13 protein-coding genes and 2 pseudogenes are annotated in these 17,033 nt (G+C 61.1%); 4 read left to right on the top strand and 11 right to left on the bottom strand.

The window, feature by feature from the left end; all coding sequences use genetic code 11:
- Window positions 1-27: 27 nt before the first annotated feature.
- From QXK92_RS32995 to QXK92_RS32975, 5 genes are all read right to left on the bottom strand, one after another.
- Entirely contained in the window at window positions 28-2,001 is a 1,974-nt protein-coding gene (locus QXK92_RS32995) for a hypothetical protein (protein ID WP_306248921.1), read from the bottom strand.
- Entirely contained in the window at window positions 1,998-4,829 is a 2,832-nt protein-coding gene (locus QXK92_RS32990) for an ATP-binding protein (protein WP_306248918.1), read from the bottom strand. The genes QXK92_RS32995 and QXK92_RS32990 overlap by 4 nt, the downstream gene beginning before the upstream one ends.
- 22 nt (window positions 4,830-4,851) lie before the next feature.
- Window positions 4,852-5,127, bottom strand: a complete 276-nt coding sequence (locus tag QXK92_RS32985) for a hypothetical protein (RefSeq protein WP_306248915.1) — start codon at window positions 5,125-5,127, stop codon at window positions 4,852-4,854.
- A gap of 43 nt (window positions 5,128-5,170) precedes the next feature.
- Window positions 5,171-6,139 (bottom strand): conjugal transfer protein, encoded by a 969-nt coding sequence (locus QXK92_RS32980; protein WP_306248913.1) that lies wholly within the window; start codon window positions 6,137-6,139, stop codon window positions 5,171-5,173.
- A gap of 558 nt (window positions 6,140-6,697) precedes the next feature.
- The gene (locus QXK92_RS32975) at window positions 6,698-7,687 is read right to left on the bottom strand and encodes a hypothetical protein (protein ID WP_306248911.1); all 990 of its coding nucleotides are present in this window, start codon (window positions 7,685-7,687) and stop codon (window positions 6,698-6,700) included.
- 474 nt (window positions 7,688-8,161) lie between these two features.
- Here QXK92_RS32975 and QXK92_RS32970 point away from each other — a divergent pair, with 474 nt between their 5' ends.
- The gene (locus tag QXK92_RS32970) at window positions 8,162-8,959 is read left to right on the top strand and encodes a hypothetical protein (RefSeq protein WP_306248909.1); all 798 of its coding nucleotides are present in this window, start codon (window positions 8,162-8,164) and stop codon (window positions 8,957-8,959) included.
- Between the two features lie 176 nt (window positions 8,960-9,135).
- Here QXK92_RS32970 and QXK92_RS32965 read toward each other — a convergent pair whose 3' ends face one another.
- Both QXK92_RS32965 and QXK92_RS32960 read right to left on the bottom strand, forming a co-directional pair.
- Window positions 9,136-9,435, bottom strand: coding sequence for a hypothetical protein (locus QXK92_RS32965; RefSeq protein ID WP_306248907.1), 300 nt, complete (start codon window positions 9,433-9,435; stop codon window positions 9,136-9,138).
- A 72-nt stretch (window positions 9,436-9,507) separates the two neighbouring features.
- Window positions 9,508-9,750 (bottom strand): annotated as a pseudogene (locus QXK92_RS32960) (serine/threonine protein kinase); the annotation flags it as partial.
- Between the two features lie 284 nt (window positions 9,751-10,034).
- Here QXK92_RS32960 and QXK92_RS32955 point away from each other — a divergent pair.
- Window positions 10,035-10,553 carry a helix-turn-helix transcriptional regulator gene (locus QXK92_RS32955; RefSeq protein WP_306248905.1) on the top strand — a complete coding sequence of 173 codons (519 nt, stop codon included), beginning with the start codon at window positions 10,035-10,037 and terminating at the stop codon, window positions 10,551-10,553.
- The gene (locus QXK92_RS32950) at window positions 10,553-11,128 is read left to right on the top strand and encodes a DUF6036 family nucleotidyltransferase (RefSeq protein ID WP_306248903.1); all 576 of its coding nucleotides are present in this window, start codon (window positions 10,553-10,555) and stop codon (window positions 11,126-11,128) included. Before QXK92_RS32955 ends, QXK92_RS32950 begins: the two co-directional genes overlap by 1 nt.
- 229 nt (window positions 11,129-11,357) lie before the next feature.
- Here the strand turns inward: QXK92_RS32950 and QXK92_RS32945 are convergent, their stop codons facing one another.
- The 4 genes and pseudogenes from QXK92_RS32945 to QXK92_RS32930 form a co-directional block, all read right to left on the bottom strand.
- Window positions 11,358-12,269 (bottom strand): hypothetical protein, encoded by a 912-nt coding sequence (locus tag QXK92_RS32945; RefSeq protein ID WP_306248901.1) that lies wholly within the window; start codon window positions 12,267-12,269, stop codon window positions 11,358-11,360.
- A gap of 164 nt (window positions 12,270-12,433) precedes the next feature.
- Window positions 12,434-13,807: a type IV secretory system conjugative DNA transfer family protein gene (locus QXK92_RS32940; protein WP_306248899.1), complete on the bottom strand. Its 1,374-nt coding sequence runs from the start codon at window positions 13,805-13,807 to the stop codon at window positions 12,434-12,436.
- A 207-nt stretch (window positions 13,808-14,014) separates the two neighbouring features.
- Window positions 14,015-14,590 carry a hypothetical protein gene (locus tag QXK92_RS32935; protein WP_306248897.1) on the bottom strand — a complete coding sequence of 192 codons (576 nt, stop codon included), beginning with the start codon at window positions 14,588-14,590 and terminating at the stop codon, window positions 14,015-14,017.
- A 597-nt stretch (window positions 14,591-15,187) separates the two neighbouring features.
- A pseudogene (locus tag QXK92_RS32930) lies at window positions 15,188-15,697 on the bottom strand (serine/threonine-protein kinase); the annotation flags it as partial.
- Between the two features lie 358 nt (window positions 15,698-16,055).
- Between QXK92_RS32930 and QXK92_RS32925 the strand changes: the two are divergent.
- The coding region (locus QXK92_RS32925; RefSeq protein ID WP_306248979.1) for an NAD(P)/FAD-dependent oxidoreductase at window positions 16,056-17,033 on the top strand (978 nt) is incomplete at its 3' end.

The raw sequence follows: 17,033 nt of genomic DNA, 5'->3' as shown, positions 1-17,033 counted from the left end.
GCCATAGACTTATTGCTGGCATTCGTGTCATTTGTTGGTGTCCTTGTGTCCCCCTGCGGGTGGACGCCGCCCCAGTGCTGGCGCCGAGCTCACGTCTGACGGTGTGCGTCTCTGGCCGTCTTCCGCGCCAGCACGAGATAGCCCGTGCCCCGGCAAGTGTCGATCCGTTGGTGGTCCGGTGCGGCCGGGCGCCGACGACGACGCCGTGGGCTTGCCGCGCCTGGCCGCTGCCGTTGCGGCTGCCGCTGGAATGGCCACTTCGGGTGCCAGGCTCGCCCCGGCTCTGTGGGCCACGTCGCCTACCGTGCTTTGTGAGTCGGTGTGGGAGGGGCGTGCCTGCCTTTGAGCCGCGGGTTTGCGGTAGCGGCTGCTGTCGGTGTCTGTGGATGTGCGGCCCGGGTCGGGGGGACGAGGGGTGCCCGCAGGGGAGCTGCGTGAGGGTGCTGTGCTCGCTGCGGTGGGAGGATGTGCCTGACGACCAGGTGCGCCCTGTCCTGTGTGTCCTTGTTCGGATTGCCCTTGTCCGGCTGACTTTTCAGGCCGTGCCGCGAGCATCTTGCGGGATCTGGGTTTGCCGCTGGTGTAGAAGTCCACGGTTCTGAGGGTCCGCTGGGTCCAAAATGCTGTGCTCAGGCCCGCTTTGGCGGTGCGTATCGGTCCTGGGATGCCCGGATCCCCAAACTTGTGCAGCATCTGCCGAAATCCGATCGCACCGAAGACCGCGATCAGCAGGACCACCAGCAGCATGGCCAGTGGTACGGCCATACCTGTTGCCGCAGGCAATGTTCCGCGGGTCGCTCGTGCCATCATGATCACTATGATTCCCAAACCCGCTGTCGCGGCGATCATTTCAGCTCCGTGCAGGAGGAGTCTCAGGGCGGCCTTCTTAGCGAAGCGGCGCGTCGGGCCAGGGAACATCGCTGCTGCAACAGCGGGTACGATGACTAAGGCGTCCCAAAACGCAGTGAAGCCGATCCGGAAGGCTTCGCAAGCGATGTAATCCAGGGCTAGCAGAACAATTGCGATCATTACGATGACGATCGCGAACAGGCCGACGGTTGTCATGGAGAGCTGCTGTGAGTGGGCGTAAGCCGTTGGCGCACAGTTTTTCATCGCCTGCGCTGGTGCCGACGTCATGCCCGACATGATCGCCTGGTTAAATGCCGTGGCGCAGCCCGGAATTGAGTCGACGACCTGTCCGAATGAGATCAGTTGGACGACCCCGCGCACCAGGACATCGCATAGCCAGCTGGTCAGTGTGTCCAACTGCGCGCTGGTACCCCCGCCGGCCAGCGGCCCGTTGTAGCCAACACCCTGGGACAGAGTGAAACCTATTGATCGGCCGACACCCAGAACACCGTTGTCGCTGACCAGTTCACCAACAGGATCGCGCAGCAGTGTCGATGCCAGCAGTACAACTAGGAGCCCGCCGGCGATAATGCCCATTCCAGTCCCGTAACCGACTGTTAAGCAGGTAATCCCGCCGACGATGAGGGATATCACCATGCCGCCGGCGACCAGATGCATGCGTGCGACGACAGCTTGAACGTTCGCAACCACCGGGGTTGCGACGGCGGCCAGCCAGCTCAACCAAATGGTGCCCAGGGCGAACTTGATGAACCATATTCCGATCGAGCAGATGAACAGGAAGACTGCGCACTCAAGACCTAGCCATCCAGCCAGTTGGGTGTAGGTCAGCGTCGTCTGCATCGCCGCCGTCAGGGCAGGTACCCAGGTATCTGGACTCGTGCTGAACTGGGGGCCCTGCGCTCCGACCACCTCAGCCATGGGCAATACGGAGATGAACATCGAGCCGATCGGCACTCCGTAGCTGTCATGCAGGCCAGTGAAGGATAAGCTGCCCGCGAGGGATTCCGCGGCTGCTTGGGGGGCAGTAGCGACGGCGGTAAGCGAGCCTCCCCAGAGCAGCTGGGACAGCATCCATACCCGGCGTGCGCGGGGGTGGGTGTAGAGCCAGGCGGCCAGAAAGTCGGTAATCAAGACGCAGCCTTCTGCGGGTAGGCGTTGAGCTGGCGGGTGTCGAAGGCATCGACGAGATCGTGTTGGACGGGTGGTAGCAAATCAACGAGCCCCGCACGCCCGAGATCGTCGAGGAAGTAGGCGTAGCCGTGGCCCTCGCACGTGCGCAGATCGAGCACTTCGGGATATTCGTCGGGATCGATGCCTAATTTGGTGAATGAGGCGCGCGCATACTCGCGCTCCGTAGCCTTAAACGGTGTGATCACCCGCATGGGGAGGTTCTGGGCGCCTATCGCGTCGAACTCTTCTGCGTGCTGGGAGATCCCTAGCAGTCCGTAGTGCTCTTTGCGGCCTTGCGTGGCGATGCGTAGGGCGTCTTTGCGTCCGACCGGGGAGGAAAAGTACGTCCGTGCTTCCTCAGCGACGAACCAGCCGAAGGCGTCTGGCCGCCGCCGCGCGGGGTCGGTGTAAGTCAATCGGGTCAGCGCCGCGATCATGCCGTAGATCGCCAATCCGGCTCTCGCGCGTGCTGATTGGCGCTTGTACAGGTGGGTTTGCTCGACCTCGACGATCTCGGGCAACTCAAGATCAGCGGTCAGCCATATCACTGCGTCCTTGTCTGCGACCGGCGGGACGGGCAGGGACTCGTCGAACATCGATCGCAAATAGTCCATCTCCGACCAGTACGTCAAGGTGTCAGCGAGTTCGGCGTATTCGGTGTACTGGCGGCGTTCCAACCCGTTGAGATAGCGCACCAGCCCCCCTAGGCTCTCGGCCACGCGCCGGTCAGGACGCAACAGTTGCCGCATTTGGCGTGCGAGCGATGAGGTGGCTTCGAGCCCCATCATCGGCAGCAGGTGGTCGAGTGTGTGTTCCACTGCCTTCTCGCGGGGAAAGATCCGCAATCCATCGAGGGACCAGGACCCGCCGGTGGGCTTGATGACCGCGACCCGGTCGCCGTGGTGGGCCAAGGCTGGTTCCCACTCCCGCATGGTGCCCGGGTCAATGATCGACGCTTGGTGACCGCGCTTGAGTAGCGCATCGGTTACGCGCTTGGCCGTCTGTGACTTGCCGCCACCAGGTGCTCCAATGAACAGCATTCCTGGGGCGCCACGTCGGTCAGTGGTCCCTTCAAGATCGACAAACACCGGAGTGCGCTGACGCGTTGCAAGATTGTGTGCCAGCAGTATTCCGCTCTCGTGTCCGAGATCGCCGGTCACCAGCGGCGCGAACCGCGCCCAATGGTCGGTGGTGGTGGGTTGCTTGAATTGGCTACGTGGTGCGCGCCCTTCGCTGCCTGGTTGACCTAGTTGCCATAGCGATGTCTGGGTTCCGGCGCGGCAAGCAAGTGCTGTGTCGAGTTCTTCAGCGAAATGGGTCTTCAACTGCTGGACGGCCAGACTGACCGCCTCGGCTGTGGACGCACCGACGGCGATGACGGTGGTCGACTCGGTGGCGCGTTCCAGCTGTGTGGAATTAAGTTCGGCGAGGTAGGTTTCTGCGGCATCGAAGCGTCGCGCGAGGTCGGTGTTGCTGGCGCGCCGGCCCGATAGGTGAAATGCTTGGTCCTCAAGGTTTCTCTGGGCGCGGTCGACCCGGATCAGCTCCTTCTCCCGGGCGTGGGTTGTGACGTGCTGATACCAATCGACGGTGGCGTTGACACCGACGTCGTAGGGGGACAGCAGAATCTCGGCGCGGGGAAAGGCCAGGCCTGTGCGCGGCAGCTCAGCCAGTGCCACGGATGCCTGATAGCTCTCGGGGCCGTTGTGCGTCTTGATCCGTAGGACAGCCTGAAATGAGGGGAGCCTTCGACGCAGCCATGACCGCAACTGTCTGCGGCCCTGTTGATCACCCTCGTCAAAGTCAGCGGTCAACTGTGAGAAGTCCTCTGCTGCCAGGCGCTGCGGGCCACCGTCGCTGTGGGGAAATGGGCGGCTAAGGGCTCCGCGAGTCAAGTGCCGTTCGTAAAGCCAATAGATTTGGTGGGGAGTGGCCGGCCTGGCCGCGAACCGCTCAGGAATCTTGCTCATGATTTCATCGACAATGGCGCGGTATCCCTGCAAGGTTTCCGGGGCGTCGTGTTCGCGGCCAATCAGGAACTGAACCGCTCTGGACACCGCGCCGGCACCGCTGCGTCCCACCATTCCCGCATCCACCGGAATCCTTACACCGAAGACTTGCTCGTAGAACTCGGTGCTGTGCAGGTACTGTTCCCAATCACGGACCTCGCGGACCCAAGGGCGGCTCATTTCGTAGCCGGTCAGCATCCGCTGCATCAAGCGCAGCGGATCGATCCGCGCTGACATGCCCCAGAACACCATTCCGGAAGGCAATTGCCGCACTAAGGGTCGGTGGGCCTTTGCGACCATCCTCTTCACTTCATAGGGCGCCATACCGCCGGGCTGGCCTGCCAACAAGAATTCTGCGTACACCCCGCCCCGTGTGAAGATCAGGTTGCCGATCACAGCCTTCGGTGGTGACAGGAATGGATCAGCGCCCTTAACCGGGCCGGTGCGGTGTTGTGTACCTGTAATACAGTTGAGCAGCCACAGCACGCGGAACCACGGCGAAGGCCTGTTCACCGGCATCTGCCTGGCCAAGTAGGTGAGTCCCGCGGTCAACGCAAAACCGAATACGCCGATCCATGAGGCGTAGCCAGAGTTGAAGCCGAAGTATATTCCCGCACATGTCAGGCCCCCGCCAGCCAGTGCGGTCGCCAAGTCCCAACCACGCCAGGGTCCGCCCATGATGCGTGTCTGGTCGTCGATACGCGACAAGTAGATGGGAAAGTCGATAACGTCAGCGAAAACCTTTGCTGTCGAGTCGATTACGGGACCATTCTTCGTCATTTGTGCTGAGGGGTAGGCAGGACTAGTTGCCGTATTGCCCGGTGAGGATGCCTCCGCCATGGCGGTTTACTGTTGCGTCCAGCGAGCCCATGAGGCCGACAGCTCCCAAAGTGATTGCAGCCAGAGCAATCCCGCCCAGCAGCTTTCCGGCGGCGGTCCCAAATCCCCTGCCCAGGCCCATAATGGCTCCACCCAAACCCACCATGATTAGGAGGATGGCGCCGGGCTTCTTGATTGACTCCCACAACGAGGGGATCGCGTCTACCAAATCGGCTGCAGAAACGATTGTTTCGATCATTACGATCTTCTCCTTCTCCGACAATTCGTGTAACCGGTTGGTGTTATTTAGGTTGCTGGCTAGCTGTGGTGCTGGCTACAGGTACCAACTCGTCCGCTGAGGACATCACTGGTGCTCGGTCGATTCCGGCCACGGCCCAATGTCCGCCCACCCCGCGCAGTGTCAGCGGGTAGGTCAAATACACTGGCGCATATTGAGATGTCACCGCAGTCACGGTGGCAAGAACGTGCACAGTCTGCCCGTCTGCGGGGGCGGCATCGGGGGTCGCTGTGGCAGACACTGCGCTTACCATCGGAATGGGGTGGCCCGATCCGTCAAGTCGGTTCAGGTAGGCCCCGCCCAGGCCAACCAGCATCGAATCCGCGGTCACATAGCGATCCACTCCGCCAGCATCGGTGAGGTATGCGGTGATGAAGCCCGAGACCACTTGGTAGGCGGGGTCTGTGGGAACAAGGGCGGTCCGATAAGCCAGCGCGAGGTCGGCACCATTGCCGGGGCCTTGTACTCGAGCGGGCAGGCTCGCCGCGCGGGGCCCGAACTTCGACCACACGACAGGGACGCGATAGAGCGCCCGAGTTGCCGGCGAGGCCTCATAAGCCCGTTCGTTGACCCCCACCACCACCGAAAAAATCTCGCAATCAGCGTTTTTGCCCGCGACGCCTTCGAAGGTGACGGCGACAACCGTGGGAGCGCTGATCACTACCGGTGGCGTGGGTGGTAATTGCAACCCCCTGGCGTCCAAGGTCACAAACTGAGCTAGCGTCTCAGCACCGGTCGAGGTCGCGGTCAGCCATGTGGTGACGAAGTCCTGAGCAAAAGAGCTCACCACTGCCGACTTGTTCACCACCGACCGAGACGGCGTCTCAATGTCAGCATCCTGACCAAAGTGACACTGCCACAACGCGCTCAGACCTCCCAGTACAGCCAGCGAGATGACGGCGTACCGGCCGACGCTGGTTGCGACTGACCGCGATGCCGAAAGGCGCGTATCCCAGGTCTTGTTGAGTCTCACCGTGACAGCCCAGCGCCATTGCTTACTGCCTGGTGAACCACGGCGGCCAGGCTGTCGCGCTGACGCGCCTCCCACTGGCTCACCTCGCTTACCCAGCAGGACAGGGATACATCGACATCGCTAACCAATGCCGCGGCGCGATCCCAAGCCGCGGAAGCATCATGGAGGCAGAGTGATTCGGTCAACGCGATCAGGCAGTCCCACCCCTGGCCGTTGCCGGCCGGTGAGAAAGCATAAAGAAGGGCCGTTAACGGCCTCACCGCCGCTGCGCACCACAGCTGACTCTCAAAATCTAGGGGGAGGAGCATGTCCTCGGCCATCTCAAGCGCATCGCACACCGTGCCCACCGAGATAGCCGGTGATCGGTGGTCAAGCCAGTGGTGGTCTGTGCCAATCCCCCACCTACCGCGAAGGGCCCATCCAGTCACCGATAGAAGGAGCAACCACAACCCGAGGCTGCGCCATCCATGAACTCTGGGGACACTGTTGCCCCCAGGGGTGATTCGTGCTGTGCAATATCGCGGCGTCTGAGCGTGCCACTCCCCTATTCTCGGCATGTTAAAGCGCCTCTCTGCCAATGACTTGCAGGCTGCCGATCGCAAAGCTGGCATCCACTGGATCGGAATTGGTATCACCGGCCGTGCCCGTCGGCTGAGCGCCCGACAGTGCCGGTAGATCAGCTGGTGTTCCCGGTGCCGCAGAACCAAAGATGCCGAACATTCCACCCCCGGGTGGCGAGGCAGGCGCCGACGGTGCTGAGGTGGCCTGAGTCGGGGGACGTGACGTCTGACGGATCAACACCTGAATTGTCGATGCCACCTGGTGCTTGATCGGCTGCACCGCCTCGCCATGGACATTTCTGGTGTCCTGGAGGACCAACGAGGTCGGATCGTGGTCGAATACGTACTGCACCAACGTGACAACCCGATGCTGAGACCACTGTGAAACCCCACTAGCGTCGAGCTTGACCCATCCCGGTTCGATCGCGATCGCCGTAATGACGTAAGGGTGGCCCAAATCAATCAGGATGGTTTGTCCGTCCCCGCCCGCGCGCACACACACAAAAGCGTTACGCGGATCGCTGCCCGACATCGTCTGCGCTGCAGATGAACCCGGCGCACAAGAGCCTAACGCGTCAGCCGTATACGGCAGCGGCCGATCACCACCAGTTACTGCCGGGGAAGGCGTCGCTGACGTTTTGGCTACCGCTACCGCCTGCGGTTCGCTGAGCGATCGGCCGCCAGCATGTGGTGTGGGTGATCCGTGGGAATACAAAACGACCGCTCCAACCAGGGCTGCTACCAGCCCGCACGCGACGAGCCCGCCGAATCGCCAAGCGACTCTATGGTCAAAACGCTCCTGCGGCCGTTCCCCAGCGTGGTCTATGTCCTCTTCGCTCAATGACATCGGGTCCTCGGCGCCATCGGCAGTCGGCTCGAACGGAGTGATCCCTGCCGAAGATGGAGCACCACCAACTTCATCGTCGTGCCGGCCGAAGTTGATTACCTTGGCCGCGAACTCGTCTTCGGACTCGAAGGAACTCGTCATGCGCCCGGGCTGTGGCTGATGATACGAAACCCCACCGCACTGAGCTGCCGCCGCTGACGCGCTAGTGCTGGCGGGCGTCGCTGCTGCCCGGGAAACGGTCGCGCGGCAACCAGTACGGCTGCCGGTTCATGGATCGCTCTCCCGACGGCGACGTTTTCACGCCGAATCCCGCCGTGAACACTCTGAGGCGCAATCGATGTGTTCAACGGTTGCGCACACAGACTCGCTCGACGGCGCGGGTGAAGCCGGGGATCAATCGCAGTGCCGCTCGGGCTGTCCAGCAAAAGACATGCAACGAGAAGTGCTCCAAAAGCGCATGTCAACAGCGCAGATAGCCCGGCCGCAAGCACTAGCAACATCACCGTCACCCCTTCTCCGTCGAGATGGCGACGAATCCGCCGCCAGCCGCTACGCTCACTCCCATGACGACACAGTGTGTCAGAGAACATCAACCAAATCAATAGGTGAACATCAATGGAACACGAATTGCCTGACCGATTCGACGAACTGCGGCGTGAGTGGATTGCCGAACATGCCGGCGTCTGGACTGTGCAAAAGCGCCGCGCCGAACTGCTCAACCGACGTATCCGCAAGCGCATCCGCCTGACGGCAGGCGCCCGGCCAAATCCTTACGACGACAACATCAGTCATCCGCTATGGGCACGCAAAGGCTCAACGATCGAGGCATGGTTTGAAGCAGCGATTGTGCTGATCTGCGCGGTTGTAGCGCCGATCGGATGGCCCCTGGGATACGTCCTTTACGGCCGCATTGTGGAACTCATCCCCGATCGGCTCCGGGCCTACCCCATCCCCGCGTTGCTATGGACCGCCACAGGGATCGGTGCCCTCACCGCACTGCTCTACACGCCCGACGATTCACTTGCCGTTACCGCGGGAGCGCCCTACCTCATTGCTCAGATCCCAGCCACCTTCGCGACGGCGGGCGTTTACGGAATCCTCAACGGATGGTTGGCCATCGACGGCTCAGCGGCATGGTGGCCACTCACGCCACCGCCGATCCCAGTCGACTTCAGCTTTTCGCTGGATCCCGACGACCTCACCGCGCCCGCATTGTTCGAGATGGTTGACCCCGAATCTGCGGTCGACCTGACCCCCGTTACCCAGATCAGCCAATCTGCTCAACCCACTCGCTGGGCCTACCTCGGTCTAGCGGCATGTCTGCTAGGCGCGCTGTGGATGATCGGAGCGGTCATCGTCGGGCTCAATCAAGCTATTTCGCAGGAACTTTCAGCGAACACGAGCCAGTTTTGAGTGGCCTGTACGGCGCCTCGACTGCTGTGGCAAGAGGCGCGAACCCTCGCCTAAGCGTTGACTCTCTTGTTCAGTGACCGCATCACTGGCCGCAAGTCTCAGGCCTCAGCCCGGAGTGACGCCATCCCATTTGGTCGCAGTATGCAGCCGGGGCCAAAGCACACTGTCACGGCCAGTCATTGGCCCGCGCAGCGCCATTCGATACCGCCATTCATATTCGAGTAGTGCGATATGATCTTGGGTGCACCTGCGTCAATGACCATGTGGTAGAGGGTGTCGATGTCCCCAGGCCCGTGGAAGCCGAACTTGGCAAGGTTCGCTGGATCGCTCGCCCACTGCGCCGGATCAAGCCCCGACTCGTGAAAAGTCCTCTGAAGCTGAGCCGCGTTGTCGGCGCAAAACGCCGCCAAGGGCGAGTCTGCATGAGCCTGAAACGGGACCACCAGAGCCGCGTACATCATCGAGGCGATGACCACGAAGAAAATCAACCTCGAAAAACGCTTACATCTGTCTAGAACACCGCGCATTGGATCCCTTCCTCACGAGAAGCGGCCATTTATCTCCCCGAAGTCGTAGATGGGCACGATGTGCGGATTCTTGAGCCCAGCTGCTGCTCGAGCCTCCCGCCGAAACCGCTGCTCAAACGACGGATCATTAACAAGATGCGTTTGTAGCAATTTCAACGCCACCACCCGTTCGGTAGCCGTGTCATCGGCCCGCCAGACTTCGCCCATGCCCCCACGGCCCAGCATCTTTACCAGCCGATATCGCCCGAACGCCGTGCCTTCCATCGGGACACAATACGCAGAGAGAGGCTTTGATTGCGAAGAAACTTCTGGCCGGCGAGTGCCGGCTGAATGCGATCCTGAACCTCACCCGGCTGCCGTGCGACGGATGGAGAAGCGCACCACTCTGTACGTTCCGTGAGGCTCGTCTCACAGTCATGGCGCGGAATTTGTCTCTCACAGAGTGCTGCAATCTCCTAACCCGTCCCCACCTGCCTCGCGAATGCCGGGATAGCACGCGGGTGGTGCGCGCAAGCCGACAACTATAGTACTATCTGCTATAATTAGCTATGAGTGATCGTAGCGGCGTGTTGCGAACGGTGATGCACCAAACGGGCACTACCCAGTCTGAATTGTCCCGGCTGAGTGGCGTACATCAGCCAAGCATCAGCCAGTTCCTCTCCGGCAAGGTTGAACTCAGCGATGAGCAGCTAGACCGGCTGTTGTCCTGCATGGGATATCGACTCGAAATTACCCGCCGCGCAATCACTCCCGAGATGACTCGGTCAGAACGCCGCTCATGGAAGCTTCACCGCGAGCTCGCCAAACACCTCACACGTTCCACCCTCACACAGTGGCAACCCACGATCGAACGGAACCTACGACGTTTACGATCCAACGTCACCGGTGAGCCGCACGTGCGCAACCTCGACCGTTGGCAGTCCCTCCTCGGTGACGGCGATATCCCGGCTATTCATCGTGTCTTGACTGGCCTAGGCCGCGACTGCATCGAGATGCGTGAAGTCTCCCCGATGGGTGGTCTTCTTTCCGAAGAACAGCGCATCCGCTTGCTGCGCTCGGTCGGTTAATGCGGCGCGACCAGCTCGAGCACGCCATCCGGGCCGCGTGCCAGATCACTGGCCGAACTGAAGTGATCATCGTCGGCTCACAGGCAATCCTCGGTACCTACAGCGAAGATGAATTGCCCTTCTACGCCACCAGGTCAGCAGAAGTGGACGTGCTGCCGATCGCCGATGATAGTGACGAAATCGAACGTCTGGCAGACGAAATCGAAGGAGTGGCCGGCGAGTTCTCCCCCTTCGCCGAGCTCCACGGCTTCAACATCGACGGTGTCGATCTGCAGACCTCGGCCTTACCCGAGGGATGGCGTGGTCGGCTCATCAAAGTTCAGAACGCGAACACTGCCGCCCCGTCGGGAGAACCTCAGTTCATCGGTTGGTGCCTCGACAAGGAGGACCTGTGTGTTGCGAAATTGTGCGCTCTCAGGGAAAAGGACCAGAACTTCGTCGACGCGCTCATTACGGCAGACCTCGTGGACCCACTAGAAATCACTGGCCGCCTAGCGACCGTGCCAGAGCCCCATCGGGCAGCCGCCGAACGAGCTGCACACTGGCTTGCTCACCGGACCAGTAGCCCTGGTTAACAGCTGGCTCAGGCATCGAGTCCACCAATTCAATGGTCCATCAACATTTCTCGCGTGCAGCAGTCCTGAGAAGTGCAGTCAGCGTTGAGAACCTACAAGCTGCATCATTGACGGCACCGCACTGGCGGTGATTCGCACGCCCTTTCCACGAACCACAGCGACGAAACTGGCGCCGACATCAACCGGCGTGGGAAACGCCCATCTGCGGGCAATATCCTGTGCGGACCAATTACCTCCCGCCTTGCTGACCAGGTTGTACTGGCCGGATAGTGAACAGCTTGCCGCTGAGTTCTGGCCACTGGCTGGTTGAGTCTTCGCGAACGGTGTATTCACCCAACCAGCAGCGGTCGTCGGCAGGATCGATTCGCAGGGAGCCGTTCTTTGAGATCTGCACCGCAGGAGTAGGGAACACCGGCCCGGCTAATCGGCTCAGGGCATGGCGAAGGTCAGACTCAGTGACGGTGGGCAGCTTCGAAAGGAGTGCTGCGACGAGTTCATCTGATAGTGGATCGTGATGGAAGGCAGCGATCGCGCCGTCGATCACGAACTCGCTGTTCGAGATCGCCATGTGAGAACGGGCTTTCGTCGTGTGCACGATGATGCGCAGACCGAAGATCGCTCCGGGCTGTAATGCAGCGACGTTTTCAACGGCGACGGCCCCGTCGGAGTTCGCGTAACGGAGGGCGAACCACACCGGGCGTGCTGTGTCGGTACCGACGGAGACGCGGCGTGGGACATGCCTCCAACTGGCGATTGTCTGGTCGGGCACCCATGTGGTCCAGGGGCCGCCGACGCTATAGCGGTAGTAGTGAAGGTGGCCACTGATCAAGTCGATGGGGACCGGCGGTGACTTGGGAGTGCCGGTGCCGCGTTCGAAACGCAACGTGGTGAATGAACGGGGCATGGTCTCGCCCATGTTGGTGAAGAGGCTGTTCTCGACATCTGTGACGTCCGAACTGGTGGTGTTGTAGTACCCCGCAAGCGTTGCGTCCGGCGGCATTGTCCATCGCGAAGCTGCCTGTCGTACATCGCTTTTCACTGCTCGTTGCCAATCACTACGGGCTTCGTCGCCGTGTTGGATTCGCTTTCCAGACCATATTTCGATCGTGGCTTCGTCGGAGCGAACAAAGTAGGGCTTCATGGGCGATCGACCAGATCCCGTAGTACGTCGTGCATGTCAACCTTCTCCGCCGGTGCCACGTGAACGTCCGCCACGGAGTCGCGCTGGCAAGTTCGTCGATCCCCGCCGCAGCCCTCGTGCCACCTCACGAAGGTCGTCCACACGTTGGGTATCAGACATAGACATCAGGCGTGAGACCCTACAATGCGATGCTGCACCGCAGCGTCATACATCGCGCAGAAGCGACTCCAATCTGGACTTTCCACACAATGCCCAAGCCCTCCCCGTACGATCACGCGCGCATGCTCGCGATCGGGGGGCAGCAACTCTTGCCATCGCAGCGCGGGCCCGAAGTCGCTAGTAAGCCCCTTATGTCCGTCGGCCTGTCCATAGCTCTCGGAGCGGCGAAAAGTAAGTCCAGACCAGTCTTCAGCCGGTGTAAGCAGCTCCTCTTCGTGCGCCCCGTACATGATGAAGTTCACCGGAAAGATGTGCCGCAATTCGTGGGCGTAAGCCGGGCCATAGACAGTGTCGAGCTGGCAGGACGCCTGCACGACCGCCATCAGGTTGATGCCCAGTCCCCGGCCCTCGCCCACGATGCGCCTTAAGCTGGGGATTGGCGCGGTGTTTGGCAACTCGTCGACAACCATCAGCAGCCTGTGCATCTGTTCTAACGCCGAGGTCTTATCTCGCCAACGCCGGACGAGCGAGTCAAGCAATGTGACCGCCGCGCCGGCGGCTGTACCGTCGGCCGGAGCGAGAACGAAAAGAGTCGCGTGGGGATCATCGAGAAACGCCGGGTCGAATTTCCTACGCAGATCCTTGAGGCCAGCCACCATCAGACTTTGCCTCAACCAAGGGGTGATGGCCTTGCGCATCGTAATAGCAACCGAATCACGTTGGCGTGGCTCCATTTCTAAGATGCGGTTCATGCCGATGGCCAACACCTCGTAGCGGTGACAGATCGCCGCCGCCTGTAGCCATCCCGGCTTGGACCGCGCGTCCGGGCTGGTGGTGTCAATATTGTCGACGGCCCTTAAAACCCAGTCCATACCTTCGTTGTTGCCTTGCGGGGAGGCTGCGTACAGAAACGCCGCGAGCGGACCGGCTGCTTGCGACTCCCAGACCCCGCCGTCCGAGACTTGATCCGCCCCCGCACCGAGCCCCACGGTTGCCATCTGCATGATCGTCTCGGCAATGGTCAACGCCTCAAGAGGTGTAGTGATCGTCGCCGTCGGGTCGTACGCGACCGCATCAACACCCACGGGATAGACCGGGCTGCGGACCGGCCGTAAGTCGACTAGAGCTGTGGGACCGTAGCGGCGTTGCATGACGAGCTGCATGAGATCGTCTTTCGAGGACACCACCACCGCGGGCCCGCCCCACAGCACCGCTGCGGGAGCCATGACCCTCCTCGTCTTGCCCGTGCCCGTGGGCGCTGTGATCAGAACATGCGGTCCGGTGCGCGGCATGAACAACTTATGGACCCGGCGTCCGCTGGGATCCTTCACCAGCCGCCTCATGAAACCGCAATAGGGTGTGTCCGGTTTCACATACATTGATCACCTTTCTGGCGGGTTGCCACTGCTGCAGATCCACAGAACAAAGTAAACATAGCAGTCAAGACGTGCACAAATCAGTGACCGTAGGTCGCGGATATCGACGAATGCACCGCCTCGACTTCCCAAAGGCCGGGGCTCTTAGTGGCCGCGCCATGGCCAGAAGCCGAGAAAACAAAGCCGGTCCTGAGCCGGGTGAGTGTGATGTCACCCATCACCTTCAGAGCCAGCGAACCAGGCCGTAGCGACTGAATGGGTTTGTAAGGTCGAATCTTTTACCCCGACGACAACCGTCCATAGTGGCGAAGATCGGTTGATCGGGCTCAAGTCAGAAGGCATCATGACCGACAGGTCTGAGCCCGCTTTTAGGCCGCAGCTGTAGGCCTGTATGTAGCCATCGGGGCGAACCCAGCGTGTGCCTCCGACCAACAGACGACACCGAGTGCCGTCTTCCAGAAGTAACGCATAGGGCTTCGGGTTGTCTTCGGGATAAACCTGCTGAAGCAGCGTCGTGTTGTAGGTGTATCGACGCAGTCCTTTGGACCATGGATCATCGAGGCACAGCATTGACGTGGACGCTGCCGCCCAGCACACGTCCGCGCCTTCTGCGTATGGCGTACACAAGTAGACATTCGCTGTCACTGCCGCGGGCGATGGCTCGCCGCACGATGACAGACGCTTATCAGGCGAGTTATATACCTCGCGGTAGCCACTGACGAGCTGATTGCCAAAGATGGCAATAGTCGTCTGCACATCAGTCTTCGCGATGGTTGGGCTGCCCACAGGGGGTGCTGGCGACGCGGTGCTCACCGGCGCAGAAGTAGTTGAAAGTCTTGCCGTGTCTCGGTGATCTTCTTGCCAGGCCACCCATGCAAGGGCCGCGACGGCTGCGATCGTGGCCGCTGTCAGTGCAATCCGTCGGGGGGAATTCGACCATACATTGCTGGACTTGGCGGCTGCGGTTGCCCCTTTCGCGCCCGATTTGTCTGACGAGGAGTCCGTTGGTCGCTTACCTCGCGACGAGGTTTTCGTTGATGACCCTACTGAGGTCCTGGTCGGTCGGGGCGCAAGCACCCTTGCTTCGTCGGCCGAGGGTGTTGGTGTGGGCCCCTGTGTTGGGCTTGCCTTGCCTGGACCCTTGCAAGGTCTGGCCTTGCTCGCCGTCGAGGTACCCGTGGCGGGGCTGTCGTTCGGCACAGCCGTATTCGCGCGGTTTTTGGCCGGGCTCGCCTTCGCAGCGCCCGCCTTGGCAGAGTTCGGCTTCGTAGCCCCGCCAGACGGAGGTCTGCCGGCGGCCGGTGTTGTTCTGGTCGACGGGACGGTGGCGGTGATGGCATCGCGGGCCGCAGCGGCCAGCTTCGTAGTTGTGGCATATCTTTGGTCGGGGTCTATTGCCATACCACGAGCAATGACCTCGTCGAATCCTGTTGATAGACCTGGACGTTGAAGACTGGGACGTGGCCGATCGAGGTAGATATGCGCGTGCATCTGCTCCGGGAGACTCGCACCTGGGAATGCTGAATTGCCAGTCAAGCACTGATGGAGGACACACGCGAGGGCGTAGATGTCCACCTTGGCGTCAGCGGCCCCCGTTTGGAACCGTTCGGGGGCCATATATGCCCAGGTGCCGATGGTTGCGCCGGTACCAGTCAGGTCGGTCGCATCTGCAGCGCGTGCAATACCGAAGTCAATTAAGTACGCAAAGTGGTCCTCGTCAACCAGGATGTTGGAGGGCTTGACATCGCGATGTACTACACCAGATTTGTGCGCGCTGTTTAAGGCCTTGGCAACCTGTTCCGTGATCCCTACTGCTCGCGATGGCTCAAGCGGTCCTTCGCTCAGCAGTTCTTGTAGATCACGGCCCTCCACCAATCGCATGTCGACATACAGTCGGCCGTCAATCTCGCCGTAATTGGGGTGTCGGTAAGAATCGTGTCACCAGCCGCAAACGAGCATTGGTCATGTGAGTGAGTGGTTTTCCAGTTATCTGTTGGCGCTCATTTGCACCTTTCAAAGCGAGCGAGCGAGCGAGCCTGCCTCCAGCCGACCGTCTCACGTCTTACCATATCCTTAGATAATTCTTAGATTTCTTATTCTTGGTGTACGGTCGCTTGTCGGGGTTGAGAAGCTTTTGCGTTGGCGGTGATCACCAGCTCGTCGCGTGGTCCCCTATGCCGCGCCCGTGCTTTATCGGAAGGGGCCTTGCGTGAAAGAAGTCGGTAAGCATGCGGTTGTGCTGGGTGCCGGGATGGCGGGTCTGGTTGCCGCTGGGGTGCTTTCAGAGTTCTACGACTCGGTCACGGTGGTGGAGCGCGACACGTTGCCGGATCGCTCTGCCCATCGCAGGGGCATCCCGCAGGGACACCACGTGCACATATTGCTGAGTCGCGGCATCCGCGTGTTGAGTGAACTGTTTCCCGGGCTGCCGAATGAGCTGGCCTCAGCGGGAGCGGCCGTTGTTGACGACGGGGACTTGTCGCGGGTGTATGTGCGCAACGGTCCCTACGAGTTGAAGCGTTCGGGCACGTTGGCTGATCCGGCTGCGTTGGCGGTGTATCTGGCCAGCCGACCGTTCCTGGAGTTCCACGTCCGCCGACGTGTCGCGGCTCTGATCAACGTGAGGTTTCTTGACGGGCACGATGTCGCTGAACCGATCGCTGAAGACGACGCCATCATTGGGGTGCGAGTCGTCAACCGCGACAACGGTGTTGTCACCGCCGTGAATGCCGATCTGGTGGTCGACACCACGGGCAGGAACGCGCGCACCCCGGCGTTTCTGGAAGACCTGGGATATGGCCGCCCACCTGAGGAGCGGTCCGTGGTCAACGTGGGCTATTCGAGCCAACCGTTGAGCATCCCCGAAGGGTGCATCGTCGAACGGCTGGCACTGTTCAATCAAGGGATCGACAGGCACCGGGGCCTGTTGATGGCCTGCGAGCACGACACTTGGATGCTGGCAATCGGCCGTTCCACTGCGGCGGGCCGGCCACCGGCCGACTTGGCCGAGATGCTCTCGCTAGCAAAAGAATCCCTACCCAAGCCGATTATGGAGGGGCTGCGCAAAGCCGAACCCGTTGGGCAGATCGCGATTCTTCGCAATACCGCGGCGGTCTGGCGCCGCTTTGACCAGATGCCGAGATTCCCGTCGGGTCTTGTGGTGATCGGGGATGCGTTGTGCAGCCTTGACCCCACCTACGGACAAGGTATGACGATGGCCGGCCTGCAG

Source organism: Mycobacterium sp. TY815 (assembly GCF_030755135.1).
In the GTDB taxonomy this organism is placed as follows: Bacteria; Actinomycetota; Actinomycetes; order Mycobacteriales; family Mycobacteriaceae; genus Mycobacterium.
The sequence above is the reverse complement of the archived record's forward strand: the minus strand, read 5'-3'. Positions and strand labels throughout refer to the sequence as shown.